The organism is Methanospirillum sp. (assembly GCF_028679455.1).
In the GTDB taxonomy this organism is placed as follows: domain Archaea; phylum Halobacteriota; class Methanomicrobia; order Methanomicrobiales; family Methanospirillaceae; genus Methanospirillum.
The window spans coordinates 1-13,297 of sequence record NZ_JAJRBM010000398.1 but is presented as its reverse complement, the minus strand read 5'-3'; the positions used below and the strand labels follow the sequence as shown (position 1 = coordinate 13,297).

The window sequence follows — 13,297 nt, the reverse complement described above, 5'->3', positions numbered from 1 at the left end:
TATGGTTGGTAAAGCTGTTCCGATTACATGGGAATACCGGATTGCTAAAGATTAAAAAATAAACACAGAAAAAACCGGTCCTGGTTTTCTGTGTTTGTTGTTACTTTTTTCCGAACCGATCGTCAATCCAGACAATGATCTCATCTCTAACCTGTCTGAACGTCTTCATCTGCTCCTCCTCAGGCCCGGTGGCTGTGGATGGATCAGGAAAACTGACATGAATAGTCTCTTTAGATCCAGGAAACATAGGACAGACGGCATTGGCACTATCACAGACAGTAACAACCGTATCGATTTCTTGATCAAAGAACTCGATCAGTTCTTTTGACCGGTGATGGCTGATATCGATCCCGATCTCTTCCATCGCCCTGATAGCGAGGGGATGAACCCGGGTTACCTTAGTTCCGGCACTCAGCCCTTGATAATGATCACCATACGTTGCATTGAGATACCCTTCTGCCATCTGGGACCGGGCAGAATTATGGGTACAGATAAAAAGAATTTTTTGTTTCATGGATTATCTCGTATTCTGCCTGGTATTCTTCTTCCATACCTGGTGGAGGAAGGCAATGATGGTTTTGTCAGTATCTTCCCTGAGCCGATAGATCTTATGATTCGAGCGATAGTATGTATCGATGATACCAGCATCCTTGAGAATCTTCAGGTGGTTTGAGATTTGGGTTGGGGACTCTTTGAATATCCAATTAAACTCGCAGACACACTGATCCCGGTTACATAGCATGAGAAGGATCTTTAGGCGAAGAGGATGGCTGACTGCTTTTAGAATCCGCTCCATTTCGTCTACATATGGATCTTCAAGTGCATTTTTCACCTGATTGAGTTCATCTTCCCAGTCTTCACGCAGGGCACAATCAGCAGGACAACACTTCCCGGTTACCATGCCAGGACCTCCCTGAACAATGACAAGAGATACCTGCCAGAAGCCATAGATAATCATATTCTTTCATTTCATAAAAAACTGAATCAGAGATCATCCCTTTTCCCATTCCTTCGTTGATGTCATACTGGTGAATCAGATGGAGTATGAAATCATTCAGATCAGAAAGATAGAAGGAGCCTGCGGCATTTGCGAAGAATATTCAGAAAAGAACAGCACAACTCCCCCGAAGATTGCGATCCTCTCGTGTGAAGGAGCATGTTCCAGAGGCGAAGTATCCCGGCGGGCAGCGAACCTGATCGCTCATAAACTGGCAACAGAAGAGACGGTCAGGATCTGTCTTGGAGGTGCGTTTACCAAGAACACCGGACAGCGGAACCTGGTCAGGAGAGCAGAGAAGTGTCTTGCGATTGAGGGGTGTTTTGTCTCGTGTGCAACCCGGATGATGCAAGGGGTTCTCCCGGACTGGAATCCTGAGGTGATCCTTGCCGATTCTCTCTACGATGAGTCCCTCCCCTTCGGGATAGATGAGGTTTCTGATGAGAAGTTTCATGAGTATGCCAGGCAGGTTGCTGAAAAAGTGATTGTTGAGTATATCAGGAAATAATTATTTCAGTAACTGGAGGAACACGTTCCTCCAGAATTTTCTCCATACCACTTTTTCTTCAGCCAGAGTGCGACATTCACCAGGCTTATCAGAACCGGTACTTCTACAAGCGGTCCGATGACGGTTGCGAATGCTACCGGAGATGCAATTCCAAAGACCGCAATGGCGACTGCTATGGCAAGTTCGAAGTTATTCGATGCTGCGGTAAAGGAGAGGGTAGCTGATTTCTGATAATCCACTCCTGCCTTCCAGCTCATCCAGAAGGTAGCAAAGAACATGATAAGGAAGTAACAGACGAGCGGGATTGCTACCCGAATGACATCAAACGGTACTTCGATGATGTACTCACCTTTCAGGGAGAACATAACGATAATCGTAAAAAGCAGGGCTATGAGTGTTATCGGTGATATCTGACGAATATAAACCGTCTCGTACCATGTCTTTCCTTTTACTTTGATGAGAAGGATCCTACTGAACAGTCCGGCCAGGAACGGAATCCCCAGGTAGATGAAGAGACTGACAGCAATTCCTGTCATCGTTACGGTGACTGTAGTTCCTCCGATACCAAAAAACCGGGGAAGCATGGTGATGAATATCCAGGCATATAGGGAGAAGAAGAGGACCTGAAAGACGGAGTTGAGCCCTACGATGGCTGCACAATATTCACAGTCTCCTCCGGCAAGGTCATTCCATACAATAACCATCGCGATGCACCGGGCTATCCCGACGAGGATGAGACCATACATGAGGAGGGGTTGATCACGGAGGAAAAGTATTGCCAGAAGAAACATCAGAATCGGACCGATGATCCAGTTCTGAACAAGCGAAAGTCCAAGAACCTTTCTGTCTTTGAATACCAGATGGAGTTCTTCGTACCTGACCTTTACAAGAGGAGGATACATCATGAGTATCAGGCCGATTGCGATGGGGATCGATGTCGTCCCAACCGAGAGACCGGTGATGAAGGCAGGAGCAGAGGGAGCAAAATACCCAATTGCGATGCCGATGATCATGGCGAGGAATATCCAGAGTGTCAGATAACTGTCAAGAAATGAGAGTCGTTTAATAATAGGCATTCTCTTCTCCTCATTTTCACATTTGTGAACAAACTCAGTATTTATTGAAATAACATATATACTTACGGAAGAGTGGTCAATTAATTCCTTTCAAACGAATCTATCCTGATTACGGCGATTACAGAGACTAGACTTTGACCGTAGATGCATTGATACTATATCCCAACTTCTTATCGTGACTTACCTGTCCTGATATCTGGACAGTCTCCAGTACTGCTGGAATTTTTCCCTGATACCAGATAGTGATGGAGTTCAAAGCATTCTTAGCAGTACAGAGGGAGCAGCCTACCTTGTCGGCAACCGTGAGTTGATGTTGGGAGGGATACACCTTGGTAATAATTCCGTTCAGGATGACCGACCTTCCTACCTACTGAGATGGATTGTCGATAATGGTTGAAATATTGGGCACGGAGATGGGAGTAGTAAGATTATCCAAAACAGACTGATTATTGTTTGTTTCCGATTGACTCGAAGCAGTAACGAATCCGGAAATGGTGAGTAGTAAGCAGAAAATGAAGAGGTAACGATTGTATGGTTCTTGTTTCATATGATGATGTATTGGATACTTCAGTATTTATTAAAATAGATCACACTATTCTCACCAGAAGATGAAGATCGGAATCGTGAGCGACGGCCAATATGGCGAGCGAGCATTTGAGCAGATACGGAAACGGTTCTCTACCGAGTGGATTCTTCTACCGTTTCCCACTTCTCCAGTCGTTGATGATATCCATCTCACGATTCCATCCAGTGATCTTTACATATCGTATCTCCGACATCCTGATATCGGGATGGAACTGGTGAAAACCGGTGTCCCGGTTCTTCTGGGGGTGAATCTCGGCCCGGGATTTCTTGCTCAGGCATTGGAGTTAAATCTGGCAGTTATCGGTCCGGAGACGATGTGTTCCCTCCTCCCGAATACAAGGTTCTGGCAGATCAATGAGTATGCAAAAGTATTCGGCAGGCCTGTTTTCCATATGATTCTTGACGGAGACCGAGTAGTCTGGTGTCATCCGCTTCGTGGTTCCCCGTGTGGTTCAACAGAATCTGCTGCTCTTGAACTGAATGGAAAGATGTTTGATCAGGAGGCCTTGAACCAGTTCGCTCTCTCAATCTGTCACAACTGCCGAGCTCCCCGGTTTGGAAGAACATGTGATAAAGAGAAGGCAGGGTTTATTCATCTTGAAGAACTTGTCTCTTCGATGAAAGGGATCAATCCTGAATTATGGGAGAAGAGTATGAAAGAGTGGATGAGAGTATCATGCACTATGGATTCTGATCTCAATGAACTGGGGAAATGATCTCATATGAGGGCCGGTTTCGATAAATTAGAGAAGTTCTGGAATCGATGAGTCTGCTCGTCAGGTAACTTTTTTCCATGAGAAACTAGAACACTAATAGTATACCCGATTTCCGATAGATTAGGATAAGTATGCGAGGGAAACTAGATCGGTACATTTTATGACCTGCTTATGAAACAATAAGGAGTTTCAAGAATGAGGGGGTGAGAGCGAGAGAATCTTTGATTCTCTCAAGGGTTGTACGATGTCAATCGAAACTTCGTGAACACGAAGTGAGCCATGCGATGAATAGTACCAGAGGATCAGATTGCCAAAAGAGTTGTCGAGACTCAATGCCTACCGATAAAGAATACCGGGAATGACCCCGTTATTCTTCATTCTCCCCCAAAAGCCCGGTGTATCCTCCCTGCACAATACTATCTGATTTCGTAAGGTATTACGTCAATGACGATATCAGAACCGAACCCACTTGAGCAACCCTGATAACTGGCTGATATGATCCATTGAGGTTGCCGCAAGAACCAGAGGATCCACCGTAACCGAACCGTCCTTCTGTTCTTCAACAGACTCCACCACCAGAGCAGCAAACTCGATAGAAGAGGCAGCGAGTTTCATGTACTGCCGGTACAGAAAGAAAAGCCCCAGTACATTTACCATGGTGACACCACCCAGCACACCGCTGATCATCTCCCAGATCATAACCTCCCTCCATATCTCACGAGATCGTTCAGACTCAGGTTACCAGCAACAAATCCCCGGGTTTTCTGAGTAGTGTTTCCATTTGTCTGAGATCCGAACCCGACCATACTGGAGCCGTTCACCACGGTTCCCCCGGTCAGACCGGACCCGACAACACGTGAGATCTCATAACTCCCGTTCTGCAGCATCCCTACCGTATAGAGATCAGACTCCTTTCCGGCCTGCACCCGGCTATCGGTCAGAAACGTACAGGCGATTTCATCCATCATCACCGGTATGCCCTTTGACGAGGCATAATCAGATGCCAGGATAGGGCCAGACCCCTTGATTATCAGATCAGTCGCCATCTCTTCACCACCAGAGACCGCCCTGACCAGCCGGACTGCATCCACACCCATAACCCTTGATACAAACGATCCGTTCTGATCCGAACCCGATGTTGCAAGCATCACTGACCCGTCGGTACTGACAGAGGTTGCCAGATAATCAGCACCTGCAAGCCCTGCGAGAATAAGGCATACCAGCCCGACAGCAACGCAATCTTTCTTCATACTCCCCCCGGATATAATACCCCAATGGTGCCCATTGGGGGCCCCATCAGGACTATTTAAGATGTTTTCATGCAAAAAGAGAGGTTCAGGCCAGGATGGCAATCGTATCAGCCCAGGTCTCAAGACTGGTCCGAATTGAATCAGCCTCATAACTGGAGATAGTGACACTGTCCCTCTTGAATGTCACCGAGTAGAGTTCGCCGTTACTTGCATGTGCCTTGAGTGTGCAACTGAACGAGTCCTCTGATGAATCACGTGATGCTGTCACACCGGCCCCCATTCCGGTAGTGATCGCTGCAGTGCCCGTGACCTGGGTCACAGCGGTGTTCACCGCTGACATCGTCGGCCCACGGATCGGAATACTCCCGACGGTTTTGGCATCAGCATTCTCGTACACGATGGTTGCCGCATACGCTTCCTTTGTCTTTTCAACCGCAGGCTTTGCAACCCCTGCAGACTCGTAGGTTGTGCATCCCCACGGATTGTTGTCCAGGACATCCTGAACAAGTGCATTGAATGCGGTATAGTCGGCAATCGGTGATGCAAGTTTTCGCACCGCTGACTTGACCACACTCTTCTGAGTAAAATCTCCCATTTATTCCCCCATCGTCGCAATACTGCGACAATTACTCATATGCATTCTGGTTATAATAGTTTCAAGGGAGGATCATAAACCGAGACATATTCTCTGCTCATTTCAAATAATCTGTGCAATTAGGCACACCCGTTCCGATCTGAACATAAAATTGCAATATAGTCATTTAATGCCAGGGCGGTATGCGTAATCTGGTTTTATGGATTTTTCAATGTTGAGGCCCAGTGATCTATACAATAATAAAAGTTGTCATTTTAATTTGACTTTCTGACCGCAATCTTTTAAAAGATATTAGGAATATCCTCTTTTCACTGCTGAATGATCACAAACCAGAATTTGAAAAAAACTCTGTGAATTCAAGCAGAATTGGTGATTGCATGAACAGAAGAGGTGGTAAATGGAGGTGAAGTACTCCCTGTCAGATGAACATGCTTGGTGGCCGATCACTGCGGGGAGTGATCAGAGTTTCTCGTCTGGCTGTATAATCATATGCTCGCTTGTGACGAGGGGACGACCTTTTGGCAACGATGGTCGGGGTATCCTGCTATATCCTGGATATATCGGTATTACACCGAAAATGGGTGTCGCAGATGGTTCGCAGTGCTGAGTTTCAGACAAGCCGTACTGCAGGGTATGCCGCGAAAGCAATGCTGCAGAATCAGGGCTATGAAGTAGCAAAAGTCCTCATGCGTTCTACAACCAAACCCGGTACAATCGGGCTCATCGCATGGAACCATCTTGAGATGCTCTTTATCTGCATCAGATCCTATCGCGGCAGATATCATCTGCAGGAGGATATCGATGCCCTCTCACGGCTTCAGCGTTCAGGTACATATCCGGGTGATATCCAGTACTGGGTGCGGGATAAGACCTGCTGGGTCAGGTACCGGATCTGCGTAGGCGGGGCGATGAGGCTGGGTGGTCCTGATGATGCCAGTGACTAAACCGGCACTTCCGGAGCATCGGGCATCCTTCCTCCGGGATCCATCCGTTTTCAGGGGCTGGTATGCCTGGTGAGATCGGCCTGGCAGGAGTTCTTGCAGGTATCAGGCTGCTTGTCCCGGAGGGCCATGTGTTTGAGATCAGGACCCTTGGTCCTGATGGAATCGGCTCCGGGTATTACAACAACCCTGAGAAGGCTGCAGATGATGTTCTCCTGCTTGAACAGGACCTGCGCATTTCAGGGATATATCTCACTCTGAATGACGTAAACCCGGTTCTGCTTGCACGAAGATCTAACCGGATTAAGACACGGCTGACGCGATCTGAAGCAACAACCGCAGATTGCGATATCGTCAGGAGGCGGTGGCTCCCGATCGATATCGATCCAATCAGGATATCAGGGGTCTCTTCATCTGACTCTGAGCATGAGAGTGCCCTCTCTCTTTCAAAAACCATCAGTTCCTGGCTCTCTGATAACGGGTGGCCTGATCCGATCATCTCTGATTCAGGCAATGGGGCACACCTCCTGTATGCAATCGATCTGCCAAACGATGACGCTAGCCGGGATCTGGTCAGGTCTCTCCTGGAGTTCCTGGATAATCGGTTTTCAACGTCTGTCTGCAAGGTTGATACTGCGAACTACAACGCATCCCGGATTTGGAAGGTTTATGGGACGTATGCACGAAAGGGCGACAATGTTTCTGATCGGCCGCACCGAAGATCACAGATCATCGCATCACCTCAGGCACCCGTCATCGTCAGTCCCGGACAGATGCATCTCCTTGTGGCAGAATTTTCTTCACCCGACTCTTCTGCGTTGTCAGGAATAACCGGAGATCCAACTCGTGATGAAAGGTCTGGAGAGGGTGAGCCGAAGTCTGAGTGTTCAACCAGACTCCGGAATGGATCCCGATCCGGATCAGGATTCGATCTTGGTTCCTGGCTGAATGTTCACCATCTCACCGCCACTGCAAAACCGTACAGGGGAGGCACACTCTACTCGCTGGATCGGTGTCCGTTTTCTGATGAACATACCGACGGGGCTTTTGCGATCCAGTTTCCAAACGGTGCCATCTTTGCCGGTTGTCACCATGACTCGTGTGGAAGTGGAAGACAGCGGTGGCCGGAACTGCGGGCACGGTTTGATGGGTCAGATCCTGCCAGAGCCAGGAGTGCCGGACTGCGATCCGGCAGGGGCGGGGAGCATAATCCATCAGAACAGATCAACGGTCCGCCATCTTCTGGTTCTTGTGCCAGAACAGGAGCCGGAATCGCGGGCAAATCCATGGGAACAGACCGTGACAAGGAGCATGAAGAAGATCCTCTCCTGATTCGTGCCCGTGAGATTCTTGCACGTGAAAATCCGCTTGAGACCATGCTTGAGACATTTGGCAGGTATCATGAGGGTGACCAGACCGTTGCCGAATATCTCGTTCATTCGCTGGCATCCCGGACGGTGATCAACAGCCGGGGCTTGCATGTATCCATCACCGGTGAGTCAGGGAAAGGCAAATCTCATGCTATTGAGACCATGAAATCCCTGATTCCTGCAGCGTACCGGCTTGACGGGAGGATGAGTGACAAAGCACTCTTTTACATGGACGATCTCATTCCCGGAACCGTGATAACGCTTGACGATGTCAACCTCTCTGACCAGATGCAGGAGATCCTGAAAGGTGTTACCACCTCGTTCCAGAAACCGTTTCCATACCGGACCGTGAATACAGAGAGGAAACCACAGATATGCACGATCCCTGAACGGTGTGTCTGGTGGATTGCAAAGGTTGAAGGGGCTGGTGACGATCAGGTCTTTAACCGGATGCTCACCTGCTGGATCGATGACTCTGATGAGCAGGACCAGAAGGTGCTTGACCGCACGCTTGCCGGTGCAGAACAACTGCCTGAATCATCGGTTCAGGTGAGCGAGGATATCGCGGTTTGCAAAACGATCTGGAATGAACTCAAAGAGGTTTTTGTGGTAATCCCGTTTGCCAGGAGAATCAGGTTTCAGTCGGCTGAGAACCGCCGCAATCCGGATATGCTACTCGATCTCATCAGGACAAATGCTGTACTCTGTCAACAGCAGCGGACGATGATAGAGTCGGGTGGTGTATCCTGCGTTACTGCAACAGAGGAGGATTTCAACCAGGCAGCAAGGCTCTTTGTCGCTCTGAACGGAGAGACCGGAGGGCAGGCAAGCAAACTGACACGCCGTGAATCTGCTCTCATTGAGGCGATTGCATCAGCAGAGGTTCCCGAGATCACGACAGAAGAACTCCAGCAGGTGACCGGTTGGACAAACAGTTCTATCAGCAAATTGATTCACGGGTATCGCTCTCATGGGAAGTCATACTCAGGGATTCTTGAGAAATGTCCGGCCATATCGTTCCTTGATCGGACCATCTCGGTTGGTGATGAGGGATGCACTACCATGAGGAGAACCCGGGCCTATCACTGGGATTCGGGTCTATACAATGCCTGGGTGAAAGGAGGATCAGTCTGGCTTGCTGATGAACCCTCATCCGGAGATGACCATGATCCTGATCCAGGTCATGATTCTCTCCCTGAACCTCCATCAGATCCGGCATCCGTTTCAGAAGTGCCTGAAAGTCCTGTCACCTCTGATGAATCATCTATCAGTGAGTTATCCACCGGTGAGGAGGCGGATGGAGCAGGAAGGGTGGAGGATGCATCCGGAGTATCTCTCTCATCCATACGACCACAGGATTTTGTCCGGGTTACCAGTGGTCCTGACAAGCGAAGATGTTCTGTCTGTGGGAAGCGGAAGACCCGGTTTCAGGAGAAGGAGTCGAAAAGAAGAGGTGAACCAGGGAATCACCACTCTCTGACACTCTGCAGATCATGCTACGACAGGGCGGTATCGCGGGTCGTGGCGTCACATGTTGTCCTGCCCGGCACAGTTGATACAACACAGATGGTGAAGCGTTCAACTCCATCAGGGCGATGCTGTCTCTGCAATCTGCAGCCGGCAATCTGGATAGATCCATCTTCCCGGACCGGGCTGTGCGAAGCATGTTACAACCGGTGTGCCCAGTCAGAGAGGTTTCGATCTTCTGACAAGGACAGTCCGCCCTGATCTCTTTTGTGGGGGGATGGCGGTGGTATTGGAGGGATAATGAGTGCTGGATTATCATGAAGAGACCAAACACAGAATGGTGCAACTCAAGAGGGTGCCCACATCTGGAATGGGAGCGGTATCGCACCTCAGGTCCGGATGTCAAGGTTCGCAGACGGTGTATCTGTACAATTGTGAACAGACAACCGGGAAACATGAATTTTTGCCCTGTTGAAGGGAAGCTCTGAATATTCAGGAGAAATGTCTGATGGCATTATTTGTTGAGAAGATTAAGGCTGATAGCGGGTTTGAACTCTGTGGTAGGATGATCCGTGATGGTGATTCTCTGCTGGTGTTTATCGATGAGGTTGGGAGGTTTACCATTCCCGGAGTAGTGCTTACTTCGGTGCTTCTGGGTCTTGGTACAGGATTGATCTCAGGTCCTGTTGAGGGAGTTGTCAGGCTTTCGGAGAGTGGGAAGGGATTTTACATGGATATCGGCGGGGTATCATACGCCAGCCCGGTTGAACGGGTCCGGGCCGTGATGAGAGGAGATCAACGGAAAGGTCCGGTGAGCAGAGTGAGATAATTCTTCTCCTAAAGAGGTTGTTATGGTCGTAGTTAGGCCGACAACCTCATTTTTTCCTTTCTGATCTTCAGACAGGGTGAGAGAGATCTTTAATAGTTAGATATCTAACTTAGTGGAGACAATACGTCTCTAGAGATCTTATTGTCCTGAATCATGGAGAGACTGTTATGACTACCAAAGAAAGCATTGATACTGTCGTTGATTTCATAAAACCTGGATCAACGGTATATGTCGCAACCGTAGACGGGACCACCCCTCACGTACGCCCGTTTCAGTTCCAGTTTGAACAGGATGGTAAGTTGTGGTTCTGCACGGCTAATACCAAGGATGTATTCGCACAGATCACCAAGAACCCGGAGGTGGAGTTCGCCTTTCTCTCCCCCGAGTATGTTACGATGCGGGTTAATGGATCAGTCGTGATCAGTGAGAATGTCGCAGTAAAAGAAAAGATCATTGCAGGGAATGAACTGGTTCGCTCGATTTACAAAGAGGCATCAAATCCGGTCTTCTCAGTTTTTTACATGGAGCACGGGGATGTGAGAATCTCATATCTTACCGGTGATCCAGATAAGAGATTTACCTTTTAGGCCGGATTACCGGCATTCACTCTTTACTTCTGATATGCATCGGTTCTATGTTCAAGGAGATCCAAAAATAAAGGAGCAGGAGAAGGGCAAAAGATGAAGGGAAATGCAGTTGCCCGGATGTCAAGGGCGCTTGACCTCGCAAACCGGTTTATAATTAGCGAACTTGAGAGTAGGGGGATCTCCGACCTTGCTCCTTCTCATGGTGATATTTTTTTCCTTCTCTTTCATTGCGACAGACTGCCAATGCAGGAAATTGCATGTAAAATTCACCGGACGAAACCAACCGTTACCATCCTGGTGAAGAAACTGGTTGAACTCGGGTATGTCGAGAGGGAGAAGAGCCAGGAGGATAGCCGTGTTACCTACATCTCCCTGACAGAAGAAGGAAGAAAATTACGCCCGATATTTGAAGAGATCTCAAAATTACTGAACGAAAAAGTCTATGGGGGATTCTCACCTGGTCAGGCTATCCTGTTTGAAGAGATGCTCGAGAACGTGTATGACCGGTTTGCACAGGGCAAAGATGGCGATGAGAATCAGGAATCCGATGAGTATCCTCTACCTGGATAGACGACGTAAATGTCCATGGTGATCGGTTTTTAGTTAGATGTATAATTATCTCATGAACGACTGAAGGGGACAGTATCTCCATCCGGGCACCTGATCTTTTTTGTCTATACCGTTCTGCTTACTTCTGGTCGCAATGATGTATCTTCATGTCATCTGGGCGGCAGGGCGGCAGATCCGGAGTTTGGGCGGGAGTTTGCCTCACGAGATCTGGGGCCTGTTTGATGAATGCTTGATGATATGAAGATATTTTGAGGTCAGAGCGGCGGGGCGGGAATAACAGGTATGAGATACCATAGAGGAGATCCGGTTGTACGATACTGTGCCCGGGGAATCTGCCGCCCTGATATTATTAAACTAAATTATTTAGTGTTATTATTGAATTAAGGAGAGATCCGGCGGGGGATTCCGGGCGGCGGTCCCCGCCCAATGGCAGGATCTGGGAGATCTTCGCCGCCCTTCCGCCCGGTTTGTCTCTTCTGGATTTCTTACCATGATCCGGAAAAAAATGTATCATGTTTGAAGAACAGGTACTCTGATAGGTTATGGAGAATCAATTGAACCTGAACTGATTCTACGAGCATGATATACACCCAGTTTCAAGAGAATGCCAGAAACCCTTTAGTTTCGTAAAATGTAACCCTTTGGGATAAATATGCTCACCTTAACTTTATTGCCGATGAATACAGGTAATTTCGAAGAAGCAAAATGTATGATGAAACGATCTTTTGCTGATTCAATTGATGATTTACCTGAACATTTTGGCGAATATCATGGCCACGATGTCATACCTTCAATCGATGGAGTACTTGAAGACGTCCAAGTAACTCCATTGGTTTTCTATCAGGAAGGGAAGATGGTGGGAGGTGCGGTGGTAAAACTGAAAGAAGATAACAATAACGAATTAGACCTATTATTTGTTGACCTTGATCACCTTGACAACGGAATCGGATACAGAGCATGGCTTGAGATTGAAAAGAGATATCCACAAACGAAGACCTGGACAACAGTAACACCACCTTGTCTGATGAGAAATGTGCATTTTTACGTGAACAAATGTGGGTTTCACATCATTCGGATAGATGATCCAAAAACCGATGATATAATGTTTGTTTTTCAGAAAGTGATGAACAATTACATTGGCTTGTAACTTATTGTAAGACCTTTTCATCCGTAACTACTCTTCCTCAGACAGCACGGTTGCGTGTGTGTTTGCTGATCCGATCAGAAATCTCGTCCCTGCATTCTGCAACGTGGTAGAAGCAGAAAGTAATCTTATCAATGTCCATCATGCAAAGATATCAACCAAAGGAGAGATCAGATCGGCTGGCGGGTACAGCACCCCGGCAGGAATGAGGTACCAGATTGCCGTGACTCCGGACGGGAGATCATCATATGCAGAAGGAACAGTCAGAACAACCTTTGCCGGAAGCATAATGGAAGCAAGGGGTACCAATACGAGTATAGACTACAACCGGACTGCAGCAACGAATTCATGGAAAGACCAGACCCAGGCATCGGGTGGGATACGAATCCTGCAGAAGGTGTTTGGGTACGGATCAGGACTGCGGATATGAGGGGATAGATATCCGGAATTCCTCATAGCCTCACCTATGAGGCAATTTAAAGAGGATACAAACAAAGAGATATAGTACCGGCAATACCATTCCATACAAAAGGAAAGATGATGTTTCAAAAATTCAATGTGGTGATTGAGCCTGGGGAAGATGGATGGTTTGTAGTAACCGTCCCCGGCCTTCCTGGTTGCATTACTCAGGGGAAGACTATCGAAGAGGCTACTGAAAATTC

At 47.9% G+C, this 13,297-nt stretch carries 17 protein-coding genes; 10 read left to right on the top strand and 7 right to left on the bottom strand.

Translation table 11 applies throughout. The features are described 5' to 3' along the window. Positions 1 to 100 precede the first annotated feature (100 nt). Positions 101 to 514: an arsenate reductase ArsC gene (locus LUQ50_RS13610; protein ID WP_300040572.1), complete on the bottom strand. Its 414-nt coding sequence runs from the start codon at positions 512 to 514 to the stop codon at positions 101 to 103. A 3-nt stretch (positions 515 to 517) separates the two neighbouring features. Next, on the bottom strand, positions 518 to 958 hold the full coding sequence (locus LUQ50_RS13605) for a helix-turn-helix transcriptional regulator (RefSeq protein ID WP_300040570.1): 441 nt from the start codon (positions 956 to 958) through the stop codon (positions 518 to 520). Positions 959 to 1,037: 79 nt separating this feature from the next. Here LUQ50_RS13605 and LUQ50_RS13600 point away from each other — a divergent pair, with 79 nt between their 5' ends. Further along, positions 1,038 to 1,505 (top strand): putative zinc-binding protein, encoded by a 468-nt coding sequence (locus LUQ50_RS13600; protein WP_300040568.1) that lies wholly within the window; start codon positions 1,038 to 1,040, stop codon positions 1,503 to 1,505. Between the two features lie 5 nt (positions 1,506 to 1,510). Here the strand turns inward: LUQ50_RS13600 and arsB are convergent, their stop codons facing one another. Beyond that, positions 1,511 to 2,581 (bottom strand): ACR3 family arsenite efflux transporter, encoded by a 1,071-nt coding sequence (gene arsB / locus LUQ50_RS13595; RefSeq protein WP_300040566.1) that lies wholly within the window; start codon positions 2,579 to 2,581, stop codon positions 1,511 to 1,513. A gap of 127 nt (positions 2,582 to 2,708) precedes the next feature. After that, positions 2,709 to 2,909 carry a hypothetical protein gene (locus tag LUQ50_RS13590; protein WP_300040564.1) on the bottom strand — a complete coding sequence of 67 codons (201 nt, stop codon included), beginning with the start codon at positions 2,907 to 2,909 and terminating at the stop codon, positions 2,709 to 2,711. Positions 2,910 to 3,189: 280 nt separating this feature from the next. Here LUQ50_RS13590 and LUQ50_RS13585 point away from each other — a divergent pair, with 280 nt between their 5' ends. Next, on the top strand, positions 3,190 to 3,882 hold the full coding sequence (locus LUQ50_RS13585) for a DUF166 family protein (protein ID WP_300040562.1): 693 nt from the start codon (positions 3,190 to 3,192) through the stop codon (positions 3,880 to 3,882). 453 nt (positions 3,883 to 4,335) lie between these two features. Here LUQ50_RS13585 and LUQ50_RS13580 read toward each other — a convergent pair whose 3' ends face one another. The 3 genes from LUQ50_RS13580 to LUQ50_RS13570 form a co-directional block, all read right to left on the bottom strand. Continuing rightward, positions 4,336 to 4,581 (bottom strand): hypothetical protein, encoded by a 246-nt coding sequence (locus LUQ50_RS13580; RefSeq protein ID WP_300040560.1) that lies wholly within the window; start codon positions 4,579 to 4,581, stop codon positions 4,336 to 4,338. Continuing rightward, positions 4,578 to 5,132, bottom strand: coding sequence for a hypothetical protein (locus LUQ50_RS13575; protein ID WP_300040557.1), 555 nt, complete (start codon positions 5,130 to 5,132; stop codon positions 4,578 to 4,580). Before LUQ50_RS13575 ends, LUQ50_RS13580 begins: the two co-directional genes overlap by 4 nt. An 85-nt stretch (positions 5,133 to 5,217) precedes the next feature. Next, a complete protein-coding gene (locus LUQ50_RS13570) occupies positions 5,218 to 5,727 on the bottom strand; it encodes a hypothetical protein (protein ID WP_300040555.1) in 510 nt (169 codons plus the stop codon). 590 nt (positions 5,728 to 6,317) lie between these two features. On the opposite strand from LUQ50_RS13570, the gene LUQ50_RS13565 reads away from it, so the two are divergent. The 8 genes from LUQ50_RS13565 to LUQ50_RS13530 form a co-directional block, all read left to right on the top strand. Beyond that, positions 6,318 to 6,671, top strand: a complete 354-nt coding sequence (locus LUQ50_RS13565) for a hypothetical protein (protein WP_300040553.1) — start codon at positions 6,318 to 6,320, stop codon at positions 6,669 to 6,671. A gap of 62 nt (positions 6,672 to 6,733) precedes the next feature. Continuing rightward, entirely contained in the window at positions 6,734 to 9,766 is a 3,033-nt protein-coding gene (locus tag LUQ50_RS13560; RefSeq protein ID WP_300040551.1) for a hypothetical protein, read from the top strand. Positions 9,767 to 10,013: 247 nt separating this feature from the next. Then, positions 10,014 to 10,334, top strand: a complete 321-nt coding sequence (locus LUQ50_RS13555; RefSeq protein ID WP_300040549.1) for a hypothetical protein — start codon at positions 10,014 to 10,016, stop codon at positions 10,332 to 10,334. Between the two features lie 167 nt (positions 10,335 to 10,501). Continuing rightward, positions 10,502 to 10,921 (top strand): pyridoxamine 5'-phosphate oxidase family protein, encoded by a 420-nt coding sequence (locus tag LUQ50_RS13550; RefSeq protein ID WP_300040547.1) that lies wholly within the window; start codon positions 10,502 to 10,504, stop codon positions 10,919 to 10,921. 93 nt (positions 10,922 to 11,014) lie between these two features. Beyond that, positions 11,015 to 11,491, top strand: coding sequence for a MarR family transcriptional regulator (locus LUQ50_RS13545; protein WP_300040545.1), 477 nt, complete (start codon positions 11,015 to 11,017; stop codon positions 11,489 to 11,491). 652 nt (positions 11,492 to 12,143) lie between these two features. Further along, positions 12,144 to 12,638: a GNAT family N-acetyltransferase gene (locus LUQ50_RS13540; protein WP_300040543.1), complete on the top strand. Its 495-nt coding sequence runs from the start codon at positions 12,144 to 12,146 to the stop codon at positions 12,636 to 12,638. Between the two features lie 58 nt (positions 12,639 to 12,696). After that, positions 12,697 to 13,065 carry a hypothetical protein gene (locus LUQ50_RS13535; protein WP_300040541.1) on the top strand — a complete coding sequence of 123 codons (369 nt, stop codon included), beginning with the start codon at positions 12,697 to 12,699 and terminating at the stop codon, positions 13,063 to 13,065. 110 nt (positions 13,066 to 13,175) lie between these two features. Next, positions 13,176 to 13,297: type II toxin-antitoxin system HicB family antitoxin (locus LUQ50_RS13530; RefSeq protein ID WP_300040574.1), on the top strand; the 122-nt coding region annotated here is incomplete at its 3' end.

Bases quoted from the DNA above. Each gene is read 5' to 3' on its own strand.
- LUQ50_RS13610 (WP_300040572.1), bottom strand. From the start codon at position 514: ATGAAACAAAAAATTCTTTTTATCTGTACCCATAATTCTGCCCGGTCC.
- LUQ50_RS13605 (WP_300040570.1), bottom strand. From the start codon at position 958: ATGATTATCTATGGCTTCTGGCAGGTATCTCTTGTCATTGTTCAGGGA.
- LUQ50_RS13600 (WP_300040568.1), top strand. From the start codon at position 1,038: ATGGAGTATGAAATCATTCAGATCAGAAAGATAGAAGGAGCCTGCGGC.
- arsB (WP_300040566.1), bottom strand. From the start codon at position 2,581: ATGCCTATTATTAAACGACTCTCATTTCTTGACAGTTATCTGACACTC.
- LUQ50_RS13585 (WP_300040562.1), top strand. From the start codon at position 3,190: ATGAAGATCGGAATCGTGAGCGACGGCCAATATGGCGAGCGAGCATTT.
- LUQ50_RS13580 (WP_300040560.1), bottom strand. From the start codon at position 4,581: ATGATCTGGGAGATGATCAGCGGTGTGCTGGGTGGTGTCACCATGGTA.
- LUQ50_RS13575 (WP_300040557.1), bottom strand. From the start codon at position 5,132: ATGAAGAAAGATTGCGTTGCTGTCGGGCTGGTATGCCTTATTCTCGCA.
- LUQ50_RS13570 (WP_300040555.1), bottom strand. From the start codon at position 5,727: ATGGGAGATTTTACTCAGAAGAGTGTGGTCAAGTCAGCGGTGCGAAAA.
- LUQ50_RS13565 (WP_300040553.1), top strand. From the start codon at position 6,318: ATGGTTCGCAGTGCTGAGTTTCAGACAAGCCGTACTGCAGGGTATGCC.
- LUQ50_RS13560 (WP_300040551.1), top strand. From the start codon at position 6,734: ATGCCTGGTGAGATCGGCCTGGCAGGAGTTCTTGCAGGTATCAGGCTG.
- LUQ50_RS13555 (WP_300040549.1), top strand. From the start codon at position 10,014: ATGGCATTATTTGTTGAGAAGATTAAGGCTGATAGCGGGTTTGAACTC.
- LUQ50_RS13550 (WP_300040547.1), top strand. From the start codon at position 10,502: ATGACTACCAAAGAAAGCATTGATACTGTCGTTGATTTCATAAAACCT.
- LUQ50_RS13545 (WP_300040545.1), top strand. From the start codon at position 11,015: ATGAAGGGAAATGCAGTTGCCCGGATGTCAAGGGCGCTTGACCTCGCA.
- LUQ50_RS13540 (WP_300040543.1), top strand. From the start codon at position 12,144: ATGCTCACCTTAACTTTATTGCCGATGAATACAGGTAATTTCGAAGAA.